This window comes from Lentibacillus kapialis (genome assembly GCF_014646635.1).
In the GTDB taxonomy this organism is placed as follows: Bacteria; Bacillota; Bacilli; order Bacillales; family Amphibacillaceae; genus Lentibacillus; species Lentibacillus kapialis.
In genome coordinates, this window is the sequence record NZ_BMNQ01000012.1 from 41793 (window position 1) to 62824 (window position 21032).

Sequence of the window (21032 nt, forward strand, 5' to 3'; positions counted from 1 at the left end):
AACATAAAAAAGAGCTATTCAAGTGCAGCTACACCGCCGATAATTTCATTGATTTCCTGTGTGATTGCTGCCTGGCGTGCACGGTTATAAGATAATGTCAAGTCATCAATAAGCTCGTTGGCATTATCGGTTGCATTACGCATGGCGGTCATCCGTGCTGCGTGTTCACTCGCTTTGCCGTCAAGCAATGCGCCATAAATTAAACTTTCCGCATATTGAGGCAAGAGTACTTTGAGAATCTGCTCCTGATCCGGCTCATATTCATACTGGCTATTGCCCGTGCCGGTACTGCCTGCCATATCCGCAAGGTCAGTTAACGGCAATATCTGTTTTGAGGTTACCACCTGTGAGATGGCACTCTTGTAATGGTTATAATACATGGTCAGTTCATCTATTTCTTCATCGGCAAACATTTGAACCGTTTCAGATGCGAGCTCCTTAATATCATTGAAATCCGGCTGATCCGCCATTCCAAGCATGCTTTTAGATACCGGCATACCACGTTTTCGGAAGAATTCATAACCCACACGTCCCACAACGATGATGGTGTATTCATCAGTGGATTGATGTTTCGTGTGAATGGCTTCATAGATTTTTTTCAGTACACCGCTGTTATAAGCGCCTGCCAATCCGCGGTCAGAGGTGATCACAAAATAGCCGGACTTCTTAACGTCGCGTTTTTCAAGCATTGGATGGACAACATCCATGTTGTTATTCGCGATATTCGCAACAACTTCCTGGATTTTTTCGCTGTAAGGAACAAATGATTTGGCATTCTCCTCGGCTTTGCTCATTTTTGAAGCCGAAACCATTTCCATTGCCTTTGTAATCTGTTTCGTCTTAGATGTCGAGTCAATCCGTTTTTGAATATCTCTAAGTGATGCCAAGCATTTCACCACCCTTCCTGTACAGAGGTTGGAGATGAGATGACAGAGCCTGGCCGACAGAAGCCAGAGCCCTTTAATCCAAACTCTATTATTGCCTGATCATTTATTGGTCACTGGGTAAGAATGTTTTCTTAAACGCTTCAACTGCTTCATTCATATCTTCAGTTTCAGCCAATTTGCCTGTTTCACGAATGGTTGAAAGCAATTCTTTGCGGTTTTCATCAAGCCATGTATGCATTTCTGACTCAAAACGGGTGATGTCTTCAACCGGGACATCATCAAGATATCCTTTTGTCAGCGCATAAATAATCATGACCTGTTTTTCAACAGCAAGTGGTTTATGCAATCCTTGCTTCAGAATTTCTACTGTCCGTGCACCGCGGTCAAGTTTGGCTTTCGTCGATTTGTCAAGGTCTGAACCGAATTGTGCGAAGGATTCCAGTTCACGGAATGACGCCAAATCAAGCCGCAATGTACCGGCAACTTTCTTCATTGCTTTCAACTGAGCCGAACCACCGACACGTGAAACGGAGAGACCTGCGTTAATCGCCGGGCGCACACCCGAGAAGAACAAGTCGGACTGCAGGAAGATTTGCCCGTCTGTAATGGAAATAACGTTGGTCGGGATATAGGCACCGATATCGCCTGCTTGTGTTTCAACGAATGGCAGTGCGGTCAATGAACCGCCGCCTTTTGAATCATTAAGTTTTGCCGCACGTTCCAACAGGCGTGAGTGGAGATAGAAAACATCTCCGGGGAAAGCTTCACGTCCCGGCGGGCGACGAAGCAGCAAGGAAAGTTCACGGTAAGCAGCTGCCTGCTTGGTTAAGTCATCATATACAACCAGTACGTGCTTACCATCATACATGAACTCCTCACCCATCGATACACCTGCATATGGTGCCAGGTACAAGAGTGGTGCAGGTTCTGATGCACCGGCGGATACGACAATTGTATTATCGAGCGCACCGTAGCGGCGGAATGTTTCAACCGTGCTTCTTACCGTTGATTCCTTCTGCCCGATAGCTACATAAATACATATCATATCCTGGTCTTTTTGGTTCAAAATGGTATCAACAGCGATTGTTGTTTTACCAGTTTGACGGTCACCAATGATTAATTCACGCTGTCCGCGCCCAATCGGAACAAGGGCGTCAATTGCTTTGATGCCTGTCTGTAATGGTTCTTTAACTTCCTGACGATCCATAATGGAAGGGGCTGGTGCTTCAATCGGACGATTTTTAGTCGTTTCAACCGAGCCTTTGCCGTCAATCGGCTGCCCCAATGGGTTCACAACGCGTCCAAGCAGCTCCTCCCCTACAGGTACTTGCATAACTCTGCCTGTACGGCGGACTTCATCGCCTTCATGAATATCTGTAAATTCGCCTAAGATGACAATACCAACGTTTCCTTCTTCAAGGTTTTGAGCCATCCCCATCACACCGTTGGAGAATTCCAGAAGCTCACCGGCCATAGCATTGTCAAGTCCATGTGCACGTGCGATACCGTCACCGACTTCAATAACAGTGCCGACATCATTGACTTCAATATCCGAGTCGAAATTCTCGATTTGCTGTTTTATCAGCGAACTGATTTCTTCAGCTTTAATGCTCATACCAATTCACCCCTATCTTCTTTAGTCTGCTGTTACGATATTCCGTTTGATCCGCTTTAACTTACCGCTGATTGTGCCATCGTAAATCGTATTGCCGATTCTTAATTTAAGGCCGCCGATGATAGATGAATCCACAACGGTATTAAGTTTGATGGCTTGTTTATTGAAACGCTTTGCAAAGGTGTTTTCAAGTTGTTCTTTCTCACTGTCCGACAATTCGCGGACAGTATATACTGTTGCTTCCGCAATTCCTTTTGCATCATTTACCATATGGGTAAAATGGTCAATAATAGCGGGCAGGTTTCCGATACGATGCCGTTTATTCAAAAGGTCCAACGTCGTCACAACCTCATTGGAAAACGCTTGAAACACATCGTCAATGAATTGCTTTTTCGTATCGTTATCAATACGCGGATGCTCCAGGAAAGACACCAGTTGTTCATTTTCAACAAAGATTGATTTCAGGACATCCAATTCCTCAGCCAGTTGATCCATTTTGCCTTTTTCGTCACCAATCTGAAAAAGAGCCTCGGCATAGCGGCTGGCAGCTACGTCACTCATCGTTTTCTCCTGCCTCTTTAATGTATTGATTAATCAGCTCTTCCTGATCCTGTTCACTGATTTCTTTTTCAATCACTTTGCTGGCTATTAATACGGATAGAGAAGCGACTTTGTCCTGAAGAGTCTGTACCGCTTTTTCTTTTTCATTTTCAATTTCTTCCTGAGCCGATTCTTTGATACGTTCCGCCTCACGACGGGCGGATTCGATGATATCCTGCTCCTGTTTTGTCCCGGCATTTTTAGCATCTTCTATAATCTGCTGTGCTTCCTGTTTGGTCTGTTTCAATTGTTCAGTTGCTTCCTCACGCGCCTTTTCAGCTTCAGCACGGCTTTGTTCGGCAGCTTCAATTTCACCTGCGACGTAGTCCTCACGTTGTTGCATGACGTTCATTAGCGGGCCCCATGCAAATTTACGAACCAACAGGATTAAGACAATGAAGAAGAACAGTTGGGTCAGCATATCGCCAACCTGAAGCCCGCCGATTCCAGCGTTAATTGTTAACCCGGAGAATGCCTGCACAGAATTCACTCCTTTCACGTTACATATCGCGTTGTCGATCGTTTAAGCTTAAAGCATAAACAACGGCGAAGGGTCTTTGTGTAACATGATCTCCGCCATTATCTTTCATTCCATTCAGTTACATAACAATAAGTGCGATAACAACCGCGATAATCGGCATCGCTTCAACCAGACCGACACCAATGAACATGGTTGTTTGAAGTTGGCCTCTCAATTCCGGTTGACGCGCAATCCCTTCAACTGTACGACTTACGATCAAACCGTTACCTACACCGGCACCCAATGCCGCCAAACCTACTGCTACTGCTGCTGCTAGAGCTGACATAATATAAATCCTCCTCAAAATGATTATAGTAGTTTTTTAGTAATTTCCTGTTCCGGTATCTGATTACCGAAACGGGTTACTTAACAATATTCAGCGTAACTTAGTGTTCACTTGATACTTTGTGCGAAATGTAAACCATTGACAGCATGGTAAAAATAAATGCCTGGATTGTGCCAATAAAGACACTGAAACCTTGCCATGCCAGCATAGGAATCGCACCGCCAAAAAATCCCAAAAACGTTGAGGATGTCAAACCGGCCAGCAGTCCCAGCAGAACCTCGCCGGCATAAATATTGCCAAACAAACGAAGACCCAATGTCAACGTGTTTGCAAACTCTTCAACAATTTTAATAGGCAAAAATACTGGGAATGGGCGTATATAATCCTTCCCATATTCTTTCAGCCCGCGTGACTTAATGCCATAATAATGGCTCAGCACAATCACCATTGCCGCTAATGTCAAGGTGATGCCGGCATCCGATGTCGGTGACTTCCACCATAGTTCATCACCGAAGACACCTAGTGTTACGACACCGAGCAGGTTACTCACCAAAATATATGTGATAAGTGTCAAGGCAAACGGCAGGAATATTTTCCCGGTTTTCCAATCCATCGTGTCACTGATCATACCTTTAACAAAATCGAGGACCCACTCCATGAAATTCTGTGCACCTGAGGGCTTCATTTGAAGCTTCCTGGAGCCCAGGACACACAGGACAAACACGATAAGTGACGTAATGGCTATCATTAGTACGTTCGATATGTTAAAGTCAAGCCATGATATGCCGAACACATTTTCGGCTATTGGTGCTTCATGATCCACTTTGCTTCACCCCTTTTCCAAACATTATTATTTAGATTCAGACATAAAAAAATCTATCACAATGACCAGATAGGATGTCATTAATCCAACTATAACGAAAATCATGTCGAAATAGGCGTCATAGCGAAGTGCAATAATCACAACCAAAACGGCCGAAGCCATCCTGGAAAGCGTGCCGATCCCTGTTGCGGACTTATTTGTTGCTGCTGACTCTGCAAACGCAGCTATTTTACGCTGCAGCAGCCACAAATTGTAAAAACTCGCAGCACCGCCTAACAGAAGACCGAGAAAAACACGCGGATATGGTGTAAAGCCTGCTCCCAGGACAAATGCAGCGAGAAGGTAAAACATCCACTTGCGTTGTCTCGTAATCGTCATTCCATAATACGACATGATTTGACTCTTCTCCCAATAAAATCGAGCATGATAAATGTCCTCTGCATCAGCTCACTTAGCGGGAATGAGCCTTTGTAACAGAAGTGAGGTAAATCACAGCTAATGCGGAATATACATCCTATATTCTATGTAAGGTACTGGCTGTTCCTAGTCTCTCAACGACCCTTTGGAACCCTTACCATTCCCACTACGCTAGTTTACATTAGCGATACCCCATTGTCAATTAGTATGTTGATAAAATGACATGCCGTCTGCTGCCGTTTTTGTGCGTTTCCGGAGGCTGCTTTCACTCCTTGATTTCAGCCCTTTTCAGCTTCTCATTATATAGGAAAATCCGATCTGATTCTATGAACATTATGTGAACAAATCCGCCGCTATTCAGCCGGGTGGGGTTGCCTCGGAATATGAATTTTAGTCTGATAACCGGCCCTCCTGCCTTCACTGAATTTGACATTGATGACAGCCAAATATTGCCCCGGCTCGCCTAATTCCGACTGATTAATCTGCCCTTCATTCAGGCCAACTTTTACATCATCCGACTTCACCAGGGTACGCTCATATATGAGGGTATCCGGATTATAGAGCGTGACATCGACACTCTCCGCCTGTTCAGACAGGTAAAACTGATAGGTGTACGTGTCATCGGAAAATGGCTTTAACGAAAATTCAAAGCCCATTGCTCTCGGGTAGTCCGCCGTTTTGTTGACGAAAAGATACGGCAAATGATACGTCTGCTCTCTCCCGTTCAATGTCAGCCAACCTTGATGCAGGCCTTTGTCAACCTGCCTGCTGTTCACATCCAATTCGATCGGAAGTTTCTTTGTTTCCCCTTTTTCCAGCGTAAAACGTTGCGGCAGCTTCCAGGTGATACCTCTTTGCTTTTTCGGTATAGAAAACGTATAAGTCTGAGCCTGATCCGATTGATTTTCGATCGTCATATGGTGCATTTTCTTTTCATGATGGCTATCGACTTTACCGAAAGACAGGAGCGGTTTATCGATAATGGCCCGAGTATTGATGGCTTTTTCCGGCCGGATTTCACCCGCCCCTTGAATGATGGGGGCAAACGGTTTACCTTGTTCATTTTTGATGCGTGCTGCTGTCGTTTTCAACGCGCCTGTCAGCTGTTGTGCCGACCAGTTGGGATGAGCTTCCATCAGAAGTGCCATGGCCCCTGTTACATGCGGTGCCGCCATACTCGTGCCCTGCAATTCCTGATAGCCTCCGGGGACCGTGCTTAAAATATTGGTCCCGGGCGCACTCACTTCCGGTTTCAAATCCCAGTTCACAGTAACCGGCCCGCGTGAGCTGAAATCAGCCATCGTTTGTTTCGTTGTTTTATGTCTCGTTTTCATGTAAAGATTTTGGTTTCGAGCGTTTTGAACAAGCCACTGGCCATCCTGTTTTGAAATCGATGCGACAGGGATTTGGATCGGCTCTTCGTCATTGGCAATCATCCCCTGAAAACGGCCTCCTTCATTATTGTAAATGATAACAGCGACTGCACCGGCTTCCTGTGCCTGCTTGGCCATTTCTGAAAAGGGGGGTTTACCGCGCTCCATCAAGGCAATTTTTCCCCGGACATTATCACCTTTAAAAACAGCCGTGTCGTAACTTTTCCCGAGATCCCATGCTTTCGACCCACTCATTTCGGTCAGCGGGATTTTCTTGTTACTGAGTGATTCAAACAAATATGGGACAGTCTGCGGATTGGATGCAGCACCAACAGAAATTGCATTGGCTGCTGTTGCCGGGGAGCCAATTGTCCAGTTCTCCGGCCCATTGTTACCATTAGCTATCACGACCGGCACACCAAGATTCTGCGCCCGATTGACAGCAACGCTGGTCGGAAAATCAGGCCCATTGACACTGTTACCTAACGAGAGATTGATAACATCCGCTCCGTCCTTAACCGCCTGCTCCAATGCTGCAATCACCTGGACAGAGGTTCCCATACCACCGGGGCCAAGCGCACGATACGCAAAAATGTCCGCATCCGGAGCCACACCCTGCAGTGTCCCATCCGCAGCAATGATACCCGCCACATGTGTGCCGTGTTGTGTCGGGAGACCATCTTCAGCAGTTGATTCCATCGGATCTTCATCAAGATCGACAACATCATACCCGCCGGCATAACTTCCGGCAAGATCAGGATGCTCGTAGTCGATTCCTGTATCGATCACCGCAACCTGAACACCCTTTCCTGTATAGGCCGTTTGATTAAGCGTAGCCGGGAGGACACTGTTTGGGCTTTTTTTAAATGGGTCGGGTTGACCAAATTGTGTTTTATATGTAGCAACCGGATGCACCGCTTTTATGAAATCCAGTGACTCAATTTGCTCAAACCGGTCGGGATACGCTTTCAATGCCAAGCCATTAAAAAGCGTATCATAGGTATGCACCACATCGATGTACGGGTGGTAGGTGTTGAGGTATGATTTATGCTCTTGGGGATTGCCGTCCACTTCAATGATAACAGCTTCCTTTTCCGACTTTTTATCCGTCGATTCAGCCGCTGCCGGTACGGACGCGACTACAGTAAGAGCAATTAACGATATCAGAAGTCGATGCATGGTGCGTGCTCCTTTTCGGGTAGGTTTATGGCTAGCATTTGGAAATGAGAAGGAAAACATACATGAGAAGTTGATTTATGGAAGGATTGTGCTGATGTTTGGTTTCTCAGGTCGATTTTCTCGCTCTCGGGTCGATTCCCGGCTCCCTCCGGTTGATATTCGCACCCTTGGGTCGATTCCGGGCCTATATGACAAGCATCACAGCGAAAAGACCCAGCAAACAGGGCTGGGTCTTGCTACTTATTAAAATACGTCACAATCGCATCAACTATTTTGCCTGACGCCTCACCGTCGCCATATGGATTGGAAGCTTGGGACATTTCTTCATGAGCGGCGTCATCGCTTAATAATTCATCTGCCAGATTGAAAATATTCTCCTCATCAGTGCCGGCCAGTTTCAGCGTACCCGCCTGAATGCCTTCCGGGCGCTCAGTCGTTTGACGCAGGACAAGAACCGGCACCCCCAATGACGGAGCCTCTTCCTGCACTCCGCCGGAATCCGTCATGATTAAATAAGATCTCGCAGCAAAATTATGAAAATCGACTACACCGAGTGGCTCAATCAGCTTAATCCGGTTGTCATCGCCCAAAATGGCGTGTGCTGTCTCTTGAACGGCCGGATTCAAATGGACTGGATAAATAACCTGAACATCGCCGTGTTTATCAATCAGCCGTTTGATGGCCCGAAACATTTGCTCCATGTTGCTTCCAATATTTTCACGGCGATGGGCGGTCACAAGCACCAGCCGGCGATCACCGATTTCATTGAGCACGGGGCTTAAGTATGCATCATCAACTGTTGTCTTCAGCGCATCAATCGCCGTATTGCCGGTTACAGCAATACGGTCGGACGGTTTATTTTCGTCCAGAAGGTTTTGCCTGGATTTTTCTGTCGGCGCAAAATACAAATCGGCCATGACATCTGTCAGCTGCCGGTTCATTTCTTCCGGGTAAGGCGAATATTTATCCCACGTGCGCAGCCCTGCCTCGACATGACCGATTGCAACCTGGTTGTAGCAGGCGGCAAGCGACGCAGCAAACGTTGTCGTTGTATCACCGTGAACCAGAACCATATCAGGCGCAGTCTCCTTCATGACAGTATCAAGTCCTTCGAGTGCGCGCGTCGTGATCTGGGCAAGTGATTGGCTTTTCTTCATAATGTTCAAATCAAAATCGGGGGTGATACCGAAAATATTCAGGACTTGATCAAGCATTTCACGATGCTGTGCAGTCACCGCTACAATCGACTCAAAAATTTCAGGCCGTTTTTTCAATTCCAGAACGAGCGGAGCCATTTTAATAGCTTCCGGTCTCGTTCCAAAAATCATCATCACTCTGATACGCCTGTCCATTAAGTACTCACTCCAGCACTATTTTGTTCCATAAAGCCTATCGCCGGCATCACCGAGCCCCGGTATAATATAACCATGTTCATCCAATTTTTCATCGAGCGCTGCCAGAAAAATATCAACGTCAGGGTGTTCGTTTTGAATAACCTCAACACCTTCAGGAGCGCCAACAAGACACATCAGGCGAATTTGCTTTGCGCCGCGTTTTTTCAATGAGTGAATAGCGTCATTAGCCGAACCGCCTGTTGCAAGCATTGGGTCAATAACGATTAGTTCGCGCTCTTTGATGTCAGAAGGCAATTTAATGTAGTATTCATGCGGTTTGAGCGTTTCCGGGTCCCGATACAAACCGACATGGCCGACACGAGCTGCCGGTATCAGTTTCAGCATACCGTCAACCATGCCAAGCCCCGCACGGAGAATCGGGATCAATCCGATCTTTTTACCGGCAAGCACCTGTGTTTGTGATTCCATAACCGGTGTTTCAATCGTCTTTTCCTGCAATGGCAGGTTGCGTGTAATTTCAAATGCCATGAGCATCGCAACCTCGTCAACGAGCTCACGGAATTCCTTTGTCCCGGTATGCTTATCGCGTATGTACGTCAGCTTGTGTTGAATTAATGGATGATTCAGCACGTGTACTTTTCCCATCTTAACCGATCACTCCTCATGTTTAGTGGCATCCTTCAAATTGTACTGAAAAATGGACGAGCTTTCAAGATTAAATGAGGATTTTTGTCAGCAGCCAAAATTCACCTTCATCCAGGAGGGCTCGCGCGAATTTCTGCCATCCTCGCGCGAATTTCCGCCTGTGTTGCGCGAGTCCCCTTCTACGGGCATGCTTTCCTCACTAAAAAGGACACTCCAATCGGGAGCATCCTTTACATTTATGCATATATGGCAAAATTGCCGGTCAGTTTCTGAACACGCACTTCTGCTTCACGCAGTGCGGTTTCTTCGTCATAATTCTTCAAAACCAATGCAATGATGGAGGCAATTTCTTTCATCTCCGGCTCTTTAAAACCGCGTGTTGTCACGGCTGCTGTGCCTATCCGCATACCGCTTGTGACAAATGGGCTCTCCTGATCAAAAGGGATCGTATTCTTATTGGCGGTGATGCCAATATCATCAAGGGCTTTTTCGGCTACTTTTCCAGTAAGGTTCAATGGTGTTACATCAAGCAGTAGCAGATGATTATCCGTCCCGCCTGATACAATACGAAGACCTTCGTTGGTCAGAGCTTCACTTAGTGCCTTCGCATTTTGGATGATCTGTTTCGAATATGTCTTAAAATCGTCAGACAACGCTTCCTTAAACGAAACGGCTTTAGCGGCAATGACATGCATCAACGGACCGCCCTGCATACGCGGGAATACATTTTTATCAATTGTTTTCGCATGTTCTTGTTTGCATAAAATCATGCCACCGCGTGGTCCGCGCAATGTTTTATGTGTTGTTGTCGTCACGAAATCAGCATGTTCTACAGGATTTTGATGGAGCCCAGCTGCAATAAGCCCGGCAATATGCGCCATGTCAACCAGCAGATATGCCCCGACTTCATCAGCAATTTCTTTGAATTTGGCAAAATCAATTTCACGGGAATATGCACTGGCACCGGCAATGATCAATTTCGGCTGAACTTCCTTTGCCCGCTCAAGTACAGCATCATAATCAAGTTTTTCCGTTGCTTCATCGACACCATAATCCACGACATGGTACAATTTTCCGCTGAAATTAACGGGGCTTCCATGTGTCAAATGACCGCCATGGCTGAGATTCATGCCAAGAATGGTATCACCCGGGTTCAATACAGAAAAGTACACAGCCATGTTGGCCTGGGCACCGGAATGCGGCTGAACATTAGCATGATCTGCTCCGAAGAGTTCCTTGGCCCTGTCACGAGCCAGGTTTTCCACAACATCCACATGCTCGCAGCCGCCATAATAGCGTTTGCCGGGGTAACCTTCCGCGTATTTATTCGTCAAAACTGATCCCATCGCTTCCATAACTGCCTCGGATACGAAATTTTCAGATGCAATCAGTTCAATTTTTTCCTGCTGGCGTGTTTTTTCAGCCTGAATTGCTTCGTACACTTCATGGTCTGTTTGCTTTACATGATCCATAAGATAAATCCTCCTTGTTTTACAGTATAATCTCTGACACGATCATCCGGGTGTAGTCGTATCAATCTTATCCGACAGCAGGACAGGCTGATTATTCTTAATTTATACTGAATCAGCACAACATTAGTCCCATCGGCATCGCTCGAAAATCTTAACAAATAATTAATCGCGCATTATATCGGCCGTTTCATGATCATACACAGCCCGTTTCCCGCCAATCAATTTCGGACGAGTGCGTGCAGCAGTGACGCGTGCATTTCCGACCATACGTTGCTCAAATCTGAGCGGAACGGCAACCGGTTTCAAATGCATGCCAATCATCGTTTCACCGATGTCGAGCCCGTAGTCCGCTTTGATCGTCTCAACAACAAGCGCATTTTTCATATGTTTGTAGGCAAATGACGCCATCGCACCACCGGCGCCGGGAACCGGAATCGCCGAAACGTCATCAAGACGATGCCGATCTCTCGTTTCTTTTTCAACCACAAGCGACCGGTTCAGGTGTTCACAGCATTGAAAGGCAATAGAGACACCGGTTTTCGATTGCAGCGCCTCCAGTTCTTCAAAGAGAATTGCTGCGATACCCTCACTACCGGAAGTACCGATCCGTTCACCAGCGACTTCACTGGTCGAGCAGCCGACAACAAACAGGTCGCCTTCATGCAAATAGCCACTTGCCTGCCATTCACCGGATATAGCCTGAATATCCTGTCTGACCTGCTCTCGGAAATCCATTACAGGTCACCTGCCTCTTGCTTTGGCCATTCCGCTTCATATGCGCTTACTTTTCCAATCCGGTCCGCATGCCGGCCCCCCTCGAATTCAGTTTCGAGCCATGTTTTGGCAATGTCACGGGCGAGTCCCGGACCGATAACCCGCTCCCCCATTGCTAGAACATTGGAATCGTTATGTTGACGCGTTAATTTGGCACTGTAAACATCGCTGACCAGAGCACAGCGGATGCCTTTCACCTTGTTCGCTGAAATCGACATGCCAATACCTGTTCCGCAAATAAAAATACCACGGTCAAATTCACCTCTGGCAACACGTTCTGCTGCCGGCAGCGCATAATCGGGATAATCAACCGAATGTTCACAAGAGCAACCCGCATCTTCATATGCAATATTCAGTTCATCAAGGAGCTTTATCACTTCATTCCGGATCGTCATACCAGCATGATCACCTGTTATCAATACGTTCATTATCTGCACCTCCCGTGTTTAAAAACATTCATAATTTTTTATTAGCTTAACATATCGCTTTCACGTGTCATACAATTTTTCAGCCAACTCATGAATATGTTTTTTCAACTCTTCTGACGTCTTTTTATATACAGCCATGCTTCCGCCAAACGGATCTGAAATGTCATAATTAATCAGGCTGGCCTCAAGCTTTTGAATCTTTTCCCAGTCATTTTGCAGGTGTTCACCGAGCTTCCGATGAAGTGTCTGTTTATCCATTTTGTGCTGATTGCGCTGGATGAATCGTGACCGCTTTTCTTCATAATCGGCATACTCACGCTTTAAATCATTCCAAATCTGCCGATCAGCATGGGAGACATACTCTTTTAATGTGAAATATTTTTGTTGGTAATCAGGAAACTCGAGAATCAGTGACTGTTTATGCTGGGTTGTCATCGTCAGCACCAAATCTGCCCAGTGCAGCAATCCCTGGGTCACCGGACGGGATGTTGTATCAAGGGTGACGCCTTGCTGTTTTAAAGCTTCTACGGCATGATTGTTCGGACGCTGATGGTTTACAGCAAAAATACCTGCAGATTGCACTTCGGCCTCAGGCACTTTATGCTTTAACAGCGCCTCCGCCATAGGGCTTCGACACGTATTTCCTGTACAAACAAACAATATCTTCATTAGGAAGAACCTCCGATAACCCTTATGTATTAAAGTGCATCATTCACTGCTTACTAAGGCTTAACAAAGTAACCATCAATCAAAAAAATATATGTAAAACCCTATCCAAACTATATCATAGAATTTTTGGATTGTCAGAAAAAAATTTGGAAAATACGCGATAGAAAAACTCGGCATTCGCCTCCTCTTATAGCGAAAGCCGAGGCTTTTCCTATAAGTGCGTGTTCAAAAAGGAGGTTTGAACAACCTCTATAAGGTCATCCATAATTTATACTTTCTGACGTTACAAAAAAGACTCTCCGTCCTTCGAAGAGCCTGCCGTTTCGTTATTCATCCAAACAATATATTCAGCCCAAACCCGCAAAGAATGCTGCCACCCAGTATTTCGCTGTAAATGCCAAGCAATCCATGCATCTTTCTGCCTAAAATCATACCTATCCATGTGAGCAGCATACTGGCGCCTCCAAACAATAATAAGGCAAAGACGGTTTTGACCTCTGACAGCCCAAGACTGAGGCCAACTGAAAAACTGTCGAGGCTGACGCTTAACGCGAAAAAAAGCAGCCCAAGCCCGACAGGTTGTACCAGCCGTTTCGCCTCATGATTAAATGCGGAAAAAACCATATGTGCCCCAATCCCAACGAGCAAAAGCCCTCCTGTCAATGTTGCATATTGCCCGATTTGCGTGGAGATTGCCTGTCCTAATAAAATGCCACTAAACGGCATCATGATATGAAATAAACCGATCACAGCACCGACAATGGCAATTCGCTTCAATCTGATTTCCTGCATTCCCATGCCAAGACTGACAGAAAAGGCATCCATCCCCAATGCAATCGCCATAAATACAAGGGATACCATCTCACCTAGTTGATAAACCGACATTCACAATCCCCCTCGGACATGCTACTAGACTATATGCCTGTCCACAGGGAAATATGCACTCGTCATTTATCATACCTGAATATCAATTATCCCCAATTGCCTGTTCGTCATTCAGCTGTCCACATAAGAAACGGCGGCTTTTTCCAGGCGGTTCATGATAGCTTGCCCGATATTCGTCCGAGGGAATGTTTCACACACAATCAAATCAACATCGCCATTTTTAAAAATACGCAGCGCATCATAAAGTCCGGCAGCAATATCACGCAAATCCGATCCGAGCGGGATGACCTTATCTGCGTGCAATTCGGCAGCCGTTTCCGTACTGGCCATGACACCAATACGCTTCTTAGGTCCACGCTCCCCATCAATGACGGTTTGTATATGTTCCGGTGTTCCTGCGACCAGCCACATTGGTACTTCAGGAGAATAATGGGTATATTTCATCCCCGGCGCTTTCGGATTTTCAGTGGTGTTGGCCAAGGCGGGATCAACCATCACAGAACCAATTGCTGCTTCAAGCTGTTCTGATGTAATGCCACCCGGACGTAAAACAATCGGAATATCCTGCGTACAATCAACAACTGTTGATTCAACGCCAACGCCGGTCGGTCCGCCATCCACAAGGCCGGCAATTTTTCCGTGCAAATCTTCAAAGACGTGATCAGCAGTGGTCGGGCTCGGCTTCCCGGAAGTGTTGGCACTCGGGGCAGCCACAGGAATATCACACACTTCAAGCAGTTTACGGGCCACTGGATGTTGCGGGATTCGTACGCCGATTGTGGATAATCCAGCCGTGACATTGTCAGCACACACACCATTACTCGGCAAAACGACCGTCAATGGCCCCGGTGTAAATCGATCCAGCAATGTTTCCGCGACCGGCGGCAAGGTTCTCACCAGACCACGCAGCTGATCCTTTGTGGCAACATGAGCAATCAGCGGGTTATCCTCCGGTCGTCCTTTAGCCCTGAATATACCTGACACAGCCGCCTCATTAGTTGCATCGGCTCCCAGGCCGTACACCGTTTCAGTCGGAAAAGCTACCGTCCAGCCGTTCCTCAGCAGTTCGGCAGCCTCCCGGATCGCCTGATAGTCCGGTTCTTGCACTTGAATATTCCAGCGTTTTGTCCGCATTGCATATGTCCCTCATTTCTATCGTAGATCCTGTATCGTCTGATTCGATTCATATATTCAGTGAAAAAGCACTCACTGAATGATGACTTTATTCTAGTTGAACCACTATTTTTACGCAAAAAAATAAGCCTGTCAAAGACTTATGCACAGACTATCCACAAGGTAACATAACTGCTTTTCTCATGAGGCCAAAGCAACCATTTTGGCATCGCTTCCCAAAGGCTCCATGCCGGAAAAAGACGCTATATCAGTGAAATCTGACTATGGTGCGTTTCCCGGCCTGATTGTTTTTTCCACAAATATGTGGCTATTAACACGAATTATCCAGAGTTTTAACATGTTATCCACAGATCATTGTGCATAATTGTTGACGAAATCAAGCGAAACTTCAATGAGCGAGGCCTGTATTATCCCCGGAAGAAAGAACCTATGAAACATTATACGTCCACCAGTTTCCTTTCGTGTCCGGCTGACTCGCCACAAATGCATTTTCTTTTTGCGGCGAAAACTGCAATGCTTCAAGCAGGACATCCACCATCGGCTGATGACTATGAACAAATAATTGCTTTGCCTGCTTTTCTTTTGCCAGTGCCAAAATAGATTCGAGTAAGACCGGCAATGATGCCGCAGCATTTTTGGTCACATATAACTGTTTCAGCCAGTAAATATCTTCCTCAACCGAATCTATGACAAAGCACCCTTCGATTGTTCCATTCAACTCAACCACATAACCCTTTTCAAGCAATAAATCGCGTTTGACATCTTGATTATTTTCCAAAAATATTTCAAGTTTTGCTTTTGTAGCTTGGTTTGCTGCGATCAGTTCCATTTTTTCACCTCTCTGAATTTGAATTTTCACGCAGGGTCATGGTGACTTCAACTACATCTTTCTAGTACGTTATGCAGAAACTAGAAACTCTATGACCTAACTGAACCATTCAAAGAGGAAAAATTTAACCTCAGCCTCTTCTTTTTCATCATCTTCATTCTGAACCTTTTCTTCTGTCTCGGTACCTTCCGCTTCGGCAACACTTGTACCATTTGAAAAGTCAAGAAAACAAAGGGGCGGGAAGAGTACGCACCACCAATTGGCGCCTTTGCCTTCACCCAGTGTAATCAGCACCGCTTCATATTCACCCGGGGGATACATGTATGAACCGTATAACTTGGCGGGAAATGTGATATTTTTACCATATTTGACTTCCAAATCCTGCTGCTCACTTTCTTTTTGCACAACATTTGCCGCAATAGCACGTATTTCCGGAATCTTTTCCTGTATTAACTTTCTGGCATCGTTAATATCCGTTATATCTTCAACCCACTCAGTGATTGAAGCATTCACTTCATCCCGGACCTTGCGTTTTAGCTTTTGATCATTTGGTTTGTCGCTGTTGGCCAGAATCCGAAGACGAATCGCTTCATCCGGAATCACCTTTATATCTGACTGGGCACTGCTTGTTCCGGCTTCCTTACTCAAAATTTGAACCGGCATAATCACTAGAATAATCATAAAAATAAGGGCAGAAATCATAACCCGTCGCATCAAATAAAACCCCTTTCCAACCTGACTTATCAAACAGTATGGACGAGGGGAGGTGTTTTTAAACTATAAATCTATTAAATTTTTCAGCAACGCAAGACAGGAGGCGGGGGCGCCGGTATTCTAATGCTAAGGGTGATCGAAGCAGGATTACTACTGTCGGAAGTATCAGCAGTTTTCAGTGGCGGTCTGATAGCTGTCGAGGGCTGTTTTCGGCGACTTTTCAGCAGTTTTCACAGCTCATTTGAGCACTGATAAGAGCTTCTTCTATTGACACTTTTACAAAACGGGCGCTAATTCAGTATACACGCGTTCAAACCGAATTATTTTCCGAACATGGGAACTTACTCAACTTTCCGCCGACAATACGATCTTTTCCGTTCATATCCTGGATGATTGACACGTCACTTTCCGGGAAGGTACGTTGCAGCATGGACTTGACTGCTGCTCCCTGGTCGTGTCCTATCTCAAAAAATACAGTCCCATTCTGCTTCAGCACATGCGGGAGCTTATCAATAATTCTGTTGTATGCGCCCAAGCCCTGTTCATCTGCAAACAACGCAAGATCAGGATCGAAGTTTTTCACAGTATCAGCAAGAGCCATGCCCTCCTCAGGTGCGATGTAAGGCGGGTTGGAAACGACGATATCAGCCTGGATACCCCGTTCAATCATCGGTTTCAGATAATCCCCCTGAAGGAAGCCAACACTGGCACCAAAATAACTGGCATTTTGCCGTGCAACAGCAAGTGCTTCTTCTGATATATCGCTTGCGTATACTGACGCTTCCGGACATGCCAAGGCAAGTGTAACAGCAATGATACCGGTCCCGGTGCCAATATCCGCAATAACCACTCGCTTATTTGGTACTGTCCGCATAATGTGCTGAATGAGCTCCTCAGTTTCCGCACGCGGAATCAGGGTATACGCATTAACATGAAAATCCCTGCCGTAAAACGGAGCATACCCGGTAATATGTTCTACCGGCACGCCGGTTTCCGCATGTCGCTCAATTGCCTGCTGAAATGGTATCATCACCGCTTCCGGAACAGGGTCGCGCATTTTCATGAAAAATTCAGAACGTGATACACCCAGAAAATGCTGCAGGAGCAATTCAGCCACTTTCGGCTCCCGGTTATGCTTTTCTAAAAAAAGAGAAGCCCGGCGCAGGACGTCATGCAACTTCCGTTCGTTTCCCATTTCATTCACCAATTTGTTCAAGTTTTTCTGCCTGTTCTTCAAGGAGCAGGGCGTCGATGAACTCATCCAGTTTTCCTTCCATCACTTGATCAAGCTTTTGAATGGTCATCCCGATACGGTGATCAGTGACACGTGTCTGTGGAAAATTGTATGTTCGGATGCGCTCTGAGCGATCTCCGGTTCCAACTGCGGACTTGCGGTTCTCATCGATTTCTTCCTGTGCTTCCTGCTGAAACTTGTCATAAATGCGTGCGCGGAGGACTCTCATCGCTTTTTCCTTGTTTTTGATTTGTGACTTTTCGTCCTGACAAGAAACAACAATCCCGGTCGGGTCGTGTGTCAGACGCACTGCAGACATCGTTGTGTTAACACTTTGGCCGCCCGGACCACTTGAAGCAAATGTGTCAATACGAATATCCTTTTCGTTGATATCGACCTCAACTTCCTCGGCTTCGGGTAATACCGCGACTGTCGCAGTGGAGGTATGGATGCGGCCACCGGATTCCGTTTCCGGTACACGCTGCACGCGATGTGCACCATTTTCGTACTTCAGTTTGGAATAAGCACCGCTACCGTTCACCATGAAAATAATCTCTTTGTATCCACCGACGCCAGTTGAGGTAGCTTCAACCACATCGATTTTCCAGCCTTTCGCTTCAGCATATTTACTGTACATGCGATAAAGATCACCGGCGAATAACGCCGCTTCATCACCACCCGCCGCGGCGCGGATTTCCATAAAGACGTTCTTATCATCGTTTGGGTCCTTCGGCAGAAGTAATATTCTTAGCCGCTCCTCAAGCTCGTGTTCTTTTTCAGAGAGCTCTTCAATTTCAGCCTTTGCCATTTCCTGCATATCACTATCGGACTCATTTTCAAGCATTTCTTTTGTATCTTTCAATTGTTCGTCAACATCTTTGTAAGTCTGGTAAGCCTGCACGACTTCTTCAAGGTCAGACTGTTCTTTGGAATAATCACGCAGTTTTTTCGTATCGCTAATGACATCAGGGTCACTGAGCAATTCGTTCAGCTTATTATATCGATCTTCCAACGATTGCAATCGCTCTAACACAACGTTCACCTCTTTTCGATTAACAGTATAATTATAATACACTCGCACAGGGAGGTCAAAAGTAGCTTACGTATAGCGTGCAATTGGTGGAATCGGCTCAAGTTGTCACAAATTTTTCGCTCAAGTTCACAATTAGCTCTCCCTGCGAACGGGCCGCCCGTATCGGAAAATAGGAATTCTACTCTGCGCTGGAGCGGCTCGAATTCTATACGACGTTAGAAAAACCGGGCAAAGTGCGGCCCAGTCCTTTTTTCTATCTTCGTTAGAGAAAATCCGATAATTTGTATTTTTTGTATTCCTGTCCATGTATGCCTTTATAATATGCCGGATACATCTCTCCTCTACAATGTTCACAGGCTGAATTTTTGCCGGGAACATATGTTGAATTTCAGAAACATGTTTCGACGACCCTCTACCGTAACTGCCCAGGCTCACGATCCAAAGAAGCAAATAATGGAAGGGAGGGTCCGCCTAAACTGGGATATCCATATCTAACGGATCCTCATTCCGTGAGCGTCCGAGCAAGGGCGTACAATTTGGCAGGTGATACTCCTGCTTGGTAAGACTTTAGCCAAGTCGCCAATACCGAGTCTTGGGTTACCTGTAGAGATGCAGGGTGCTAAGCGTAGACAGGGAGGTTAATAGGCCTGAAAGTGATAGAGCCTCGAAATGGGATACATCGGGAAGGTTGACGGTGTGCGGAAACTGGAAAACAACATTCCATATAGCGTGAAAAAAAAATGGTGAGCTAGGTGGAACTTCCCCGGGGTCAGTGAACCAGGCATGTTAACAGTAGATTGTACGGCAACTCGGGAGACCCTGTTAGCTCTTTTGTAGCAAGTACTATTACAGGAACAGTACAAGAGTATGCCGAAGCGACCGATTAAAAGGGAGTTAGGCAGATGGCTACAGGGAGTCGGATGGCTCCATAGTACTGATGATACTGGGTAATGCCAGAGGAGGAAAGGGAGTCACATGACATTAATCTTGGTAAGGAAACAGATGCTGCACGCAGAGGTAGGGATAACAGATGATAACGAAATTAGCAAGAATAGCGGAAATTGCAAAGACGAAACCTAAGGAACGATTCACCTCTCTAGTACACCTGTTGAATAAACAGGGACTAAAGGATTGTTATCTAGAGCTTCCAGCAGGTAAGGCGGCTGGAATAGATAAACAAACCAAAGAAAAGTACGGAACGAACCTTGAGACCAATCTGGAAGATTTGGTAGCTCGAATGAAACGGCAGGCATATAAACCACAAGCTTCAAGAAGAACCTATATTCCGAAAGATGAGAGAAGTAACAGACCGTTAGGTATTCCCGCATTTGAAGACAAGATAGTGCAGAAAGCCTTGAGTAAAATCCTGACTGCCATTTATGAGCAGAAATTTAAGGGGTTTTCTTATGGTTTCCGACCAGGAAGAAATCAACATCAAGCACTACAAGGCTTGGATGGGGTAATTATGCATCCAACGTGTCGATATGTGGTGGATGCAGATATTAAGGGATTCTTTAATCATGTAGACCATGACTGGTTAATGACATTCCTGGAGCATGATATCGCAGACCCTAACTTTCTTCGACTAATCAGACGCTTTCTAAAAGCTGGGATAATGGAGGATGGAAAGTTCGAGGCTACAAGGGAAGGAACACCTCAAGGAGGTTTATGCAAAGCTTCGCATAACCCTCCTTATGCAAAGAAAGTTATTATGCAAAGTAATCGATTAAAATCCTTGTATTTCAATGATCCTATTCATTTTTCTTCGCATAATATCCGAAGTATCGCAGAATGCCAAAGCCTCGAATGCTTCAAGCAAAAGACTACATCGAATAGATCCATGATGATACAGGAAATGCTACAACTTAGTAGTTTTCATTCATTATGTCCGTAATTTTCCCGGATGTCGATCTGAAATGACAGAACTATCCTGACTTAGATAAAAGCAATGGGACATTGATTTTTTGATTTTCTGGATTAAAAGAGCCCTGACATTATGCAAAGTAAATGGAATGAAGAGCCCGTATTTATAGGGAATGGTCTTACGTCAAGAATTCGGACAAGTTAAATATAGAAATTTCTCAGCTTAGCGATTTGAATGTAGGCCACCACCCTTGACCTTGTTTGTGTCCATGGTAGTGTTCTTGTGGCGGATGGGAA

The 21032-nt window shown here is 45.8% G+C and carries 21 protein-coding genes; 1 reads left to right on the forward strand and 20 read right to left on the reverse strand.

Annotated features, from left to right (window positions below):
• Window positions 1-14: 14 nt before the first annotated feature.
• The 20 genes from atpG to prfA form a co-directional block, all read right to left on the reverse strand.
• Window positions 15-887, reverse strand: coding sequence for an ATP synthase F1 subunit gamma (gene atpG, locus IEW67_RS06700; RefSeq protein WP_188632289.1), 873 nt, complete (start codon window positions 885-887; stop codon window positions 15-17).
• A 103-nt stretch (window positions 888-990) separates the two neighbouring features.
• Complete coding sequence (gene atpA, locus IEW67_RS06705) at window positions 991-2502, reverse strand: F0F1 ATP synthase subunit alpha (protein WP_188632290.1); 1512 nt, start codon at window positions 2500-2502, stop codon at window positions 991-993.
• A 21-nt stretch (window positions 2503-2523) separates the two neighbouring features.
• Complete coding sequence (locus tag IEW67_RS06710) at window positions 2524-3063, reverse strand: F0F1 ATP synthase subunit delta (protein WP_188632291.1); 540 nt, start codon at window positions 3061-3063, stop codon at window positions 2524-2526.
• Window positions 3056-3583, reverse strand: coding sequence for a F0F1 ATP synthase subunit B (atpF, locus tag IEW67_RS06715; protein ID WP_188632292.1), 528 nt, complete (start codon window positions 3581-3583; stop codon window positions 3056-3058). The genes IEW67_RS06710 and atpF overlap by 8 nt, the downstream gene beginning before the upstream one ends.
• 118 nt (window positions 3584-3701) lie before the next feature.
• On the reverse strand, window positions 3702-3908 hold the full coding sequence (gene atpE, locus IEW67_RS06720) for a F0F1 ATP synthase subunit C (protein WP_188632293.1): 207 nt from the start codon (window positions 3906-3908) through the stop codon (window positions 3702-3704).
• A 100-nt stretch (window positions 3909-4008) separates the two neighbouring features.
• Entirely contained in the window at window positions 4009-4731 is a 723-nt protein-coding gene (gene atpB / locus IEW67_RS06725; RefSeq protein WP_188632294.1) for a F0F1 ATP synthase subunit A, read from the reverse strand.
• A gap of 27 nt (window positions 4732-4758) precedes the next feature.
• Window positions 4759-5124, reverse strand: coding sequence for an ATP synthase subunit I (locus tag IEW67_RS06730; protein ID WP_188632295.1), 366 nt, complete (start codon window positions 5122-5124; stop codon window positions 4759-4761).
• A 377-nt stretch (window positions 5125-5501) separates the two neighbouring features.
• Window positions 5502-7700, reverse strand: coding sequence for a S8 family serine peptidase (locus tag IEW67_RS06735; RefSeq protein WP_188632296.1), 2199 nt, complete (start codon window positions 7698-7700; stop codon window positions 5502-5504).
• Window positions 7701-7936: 236 nt separating this feature from the next.
• The gene (wecB, locus tag IEW67_RS06740) at window positions 7937-9052 is read right to left on the reverse strand and encodes a non-hydrolyzing UDP-N-acetylglucosamine 2-epimerase (protein ID WP_188632297.1); all 1116 of its coding nucleotides are present in this window, start codon (window positions 9050-9052) and stop codon (window positions 7937-7939) included.
• Window positions 9053-9070: 18 nt separating this feature from the next.
• On the reverse strand, window positions 9071-9700 hold the full coding sequence (upp, locus tag IEW67_RS06745; RefSeq protein WP_188632298.1) for a uracil phosphoribosyltransferase: 630 nt from the start codon (window positions 9698-9700) through the stop codon (window positions 9071-9073).
• Between the two features lie 236 nt (window positions 9701-9936).
• Window positions 9937-11172, reverse strand: coding sequence for a serine hydroxymethyltransferase (glyA, locus tag IEW67_RS06750; protein WP_188632299.1), 1236 nt, complete (start codon window positions 11170-11172; stop codon window positions 9937-9939).
• A gap of 162 nt (window positions 11173-11334) precedes the next feature.
• Window positions 11335-11907, reverse strand: a complete 573-nt coding sequence (locus IEW67_RS06755) for a TIGR01440 family protein (RefSeq protein ID WP_188632300.1) — start codon at window positions 11905-11907, stop codon at window positions 11335-11337.
• Window positions 11907-12374, reverse strand: coding sequence for a ribose 5-phosphate isomerase B (gene rpiB, locus IEW67_RS06760; protein WP_188632301.1), 468 nt, complete (start codon window positions 12372-12374; stop codon window positions 11907-11909). Before rpiB ends, IEW67_RS06755 begins: the two co-directional genes overlap by 1 nt.
• 60 nt (window positions 12375-12434) lie before the next feature.
• On the reverse strand, window positions 12435-13043 hold the full coding sequence (locus IEW67_RS06765; protein WP_188632302.1) for a low molecular weight protein arginine phosphatase: 609 nt from the start codon (window positions 13041-13043) through the stop codon (window positions 12435-12437).
• Window positions 13044-13373: 330 nt separating this feature from the next.
• Window positions 13374-13928, reverse strand: coding sequence for a manganese efflux pump MntP (locus tag IEW67_RS06770; RefSeq protein WP_188632303.1), 555 nt, complete (start codon window positions 13926-13928; stop codon window positions 13374-13376).
• Window positions 13929-14039: 111 nt separating this feature from the next.
• Entirely contained in the window at window positions 14040-15062 is a 1023-nt protein-coding gene (locus IEW67_RS06775; RefSeq protein WP_188632304.1) for an L-threonylcarbamoyladenylate synthase, read from the reverse strand.
• Between the two features lie 427 nt (window positions 15063-15489).
• Window positions 15490-15891: a GNAT family N-acetyltransferase gene (locus IEW67_RS06780; protein ID WP_188632305.1), complete on the reverse strand. Its 402-nt coding sequence runs from the start codon at window positions 15889-15891 to the stop codon at window positions 15490-15492.
• 96 nt (window positions 15892-15987) lie between these two features.
• Complete coding sequence (spoIIR, locus tag IEW67_RS06785) at window positions 15988-16605, reverse strand: stage II sporulation protein R (protein ID WP_188632306.1); 618 nt, start codon at window positions 16603-16605, stop codon at window positions 15988-15990.
• A 310-nt stretch (window positions 16606-16915) separates the two neighbouring features.
• Entirely contained in the window at window positions 16916-17821 is a 906-nt protein-coding gene (prmC, locus tag IEW67_RS06790; RefSeq protein WP_308430717.1) for a peptide chain release factor N(5)-glutamine methyltransferase, read from the reverse strand.
• A complete protein-coding gene (prfA, locus tag IEW67_RS06795; protein WP_188632307.1) occupies window positions 17802-18872 on the reverse strand; it encodes a peptide chain release factor 1 in 1071 nt (356 codons plus the stop codon). The genes prmC and prfA overlap by 20 nt, the downstream gene beginning before the upstream one ends.
• Before the next feature lie 1030 nt (window positions 18873-19902).
• Between prfA and IEW67_RS06800 the strand changes: the two genes are divergently transcribed.
• Window positions 19903-20766: a reverse transcriptase domain-containing protein gene (locus tag IEW67_RS06800; protein ID WP_188632308.1), complete on the forward strand. Its 864-nt coding sequence runs from the start codon at window positions 19903-19905 to the stop codon at window positions 20764-20766.
• Window positions 20767-21032 lie beyond the last annotated feature (266 nt).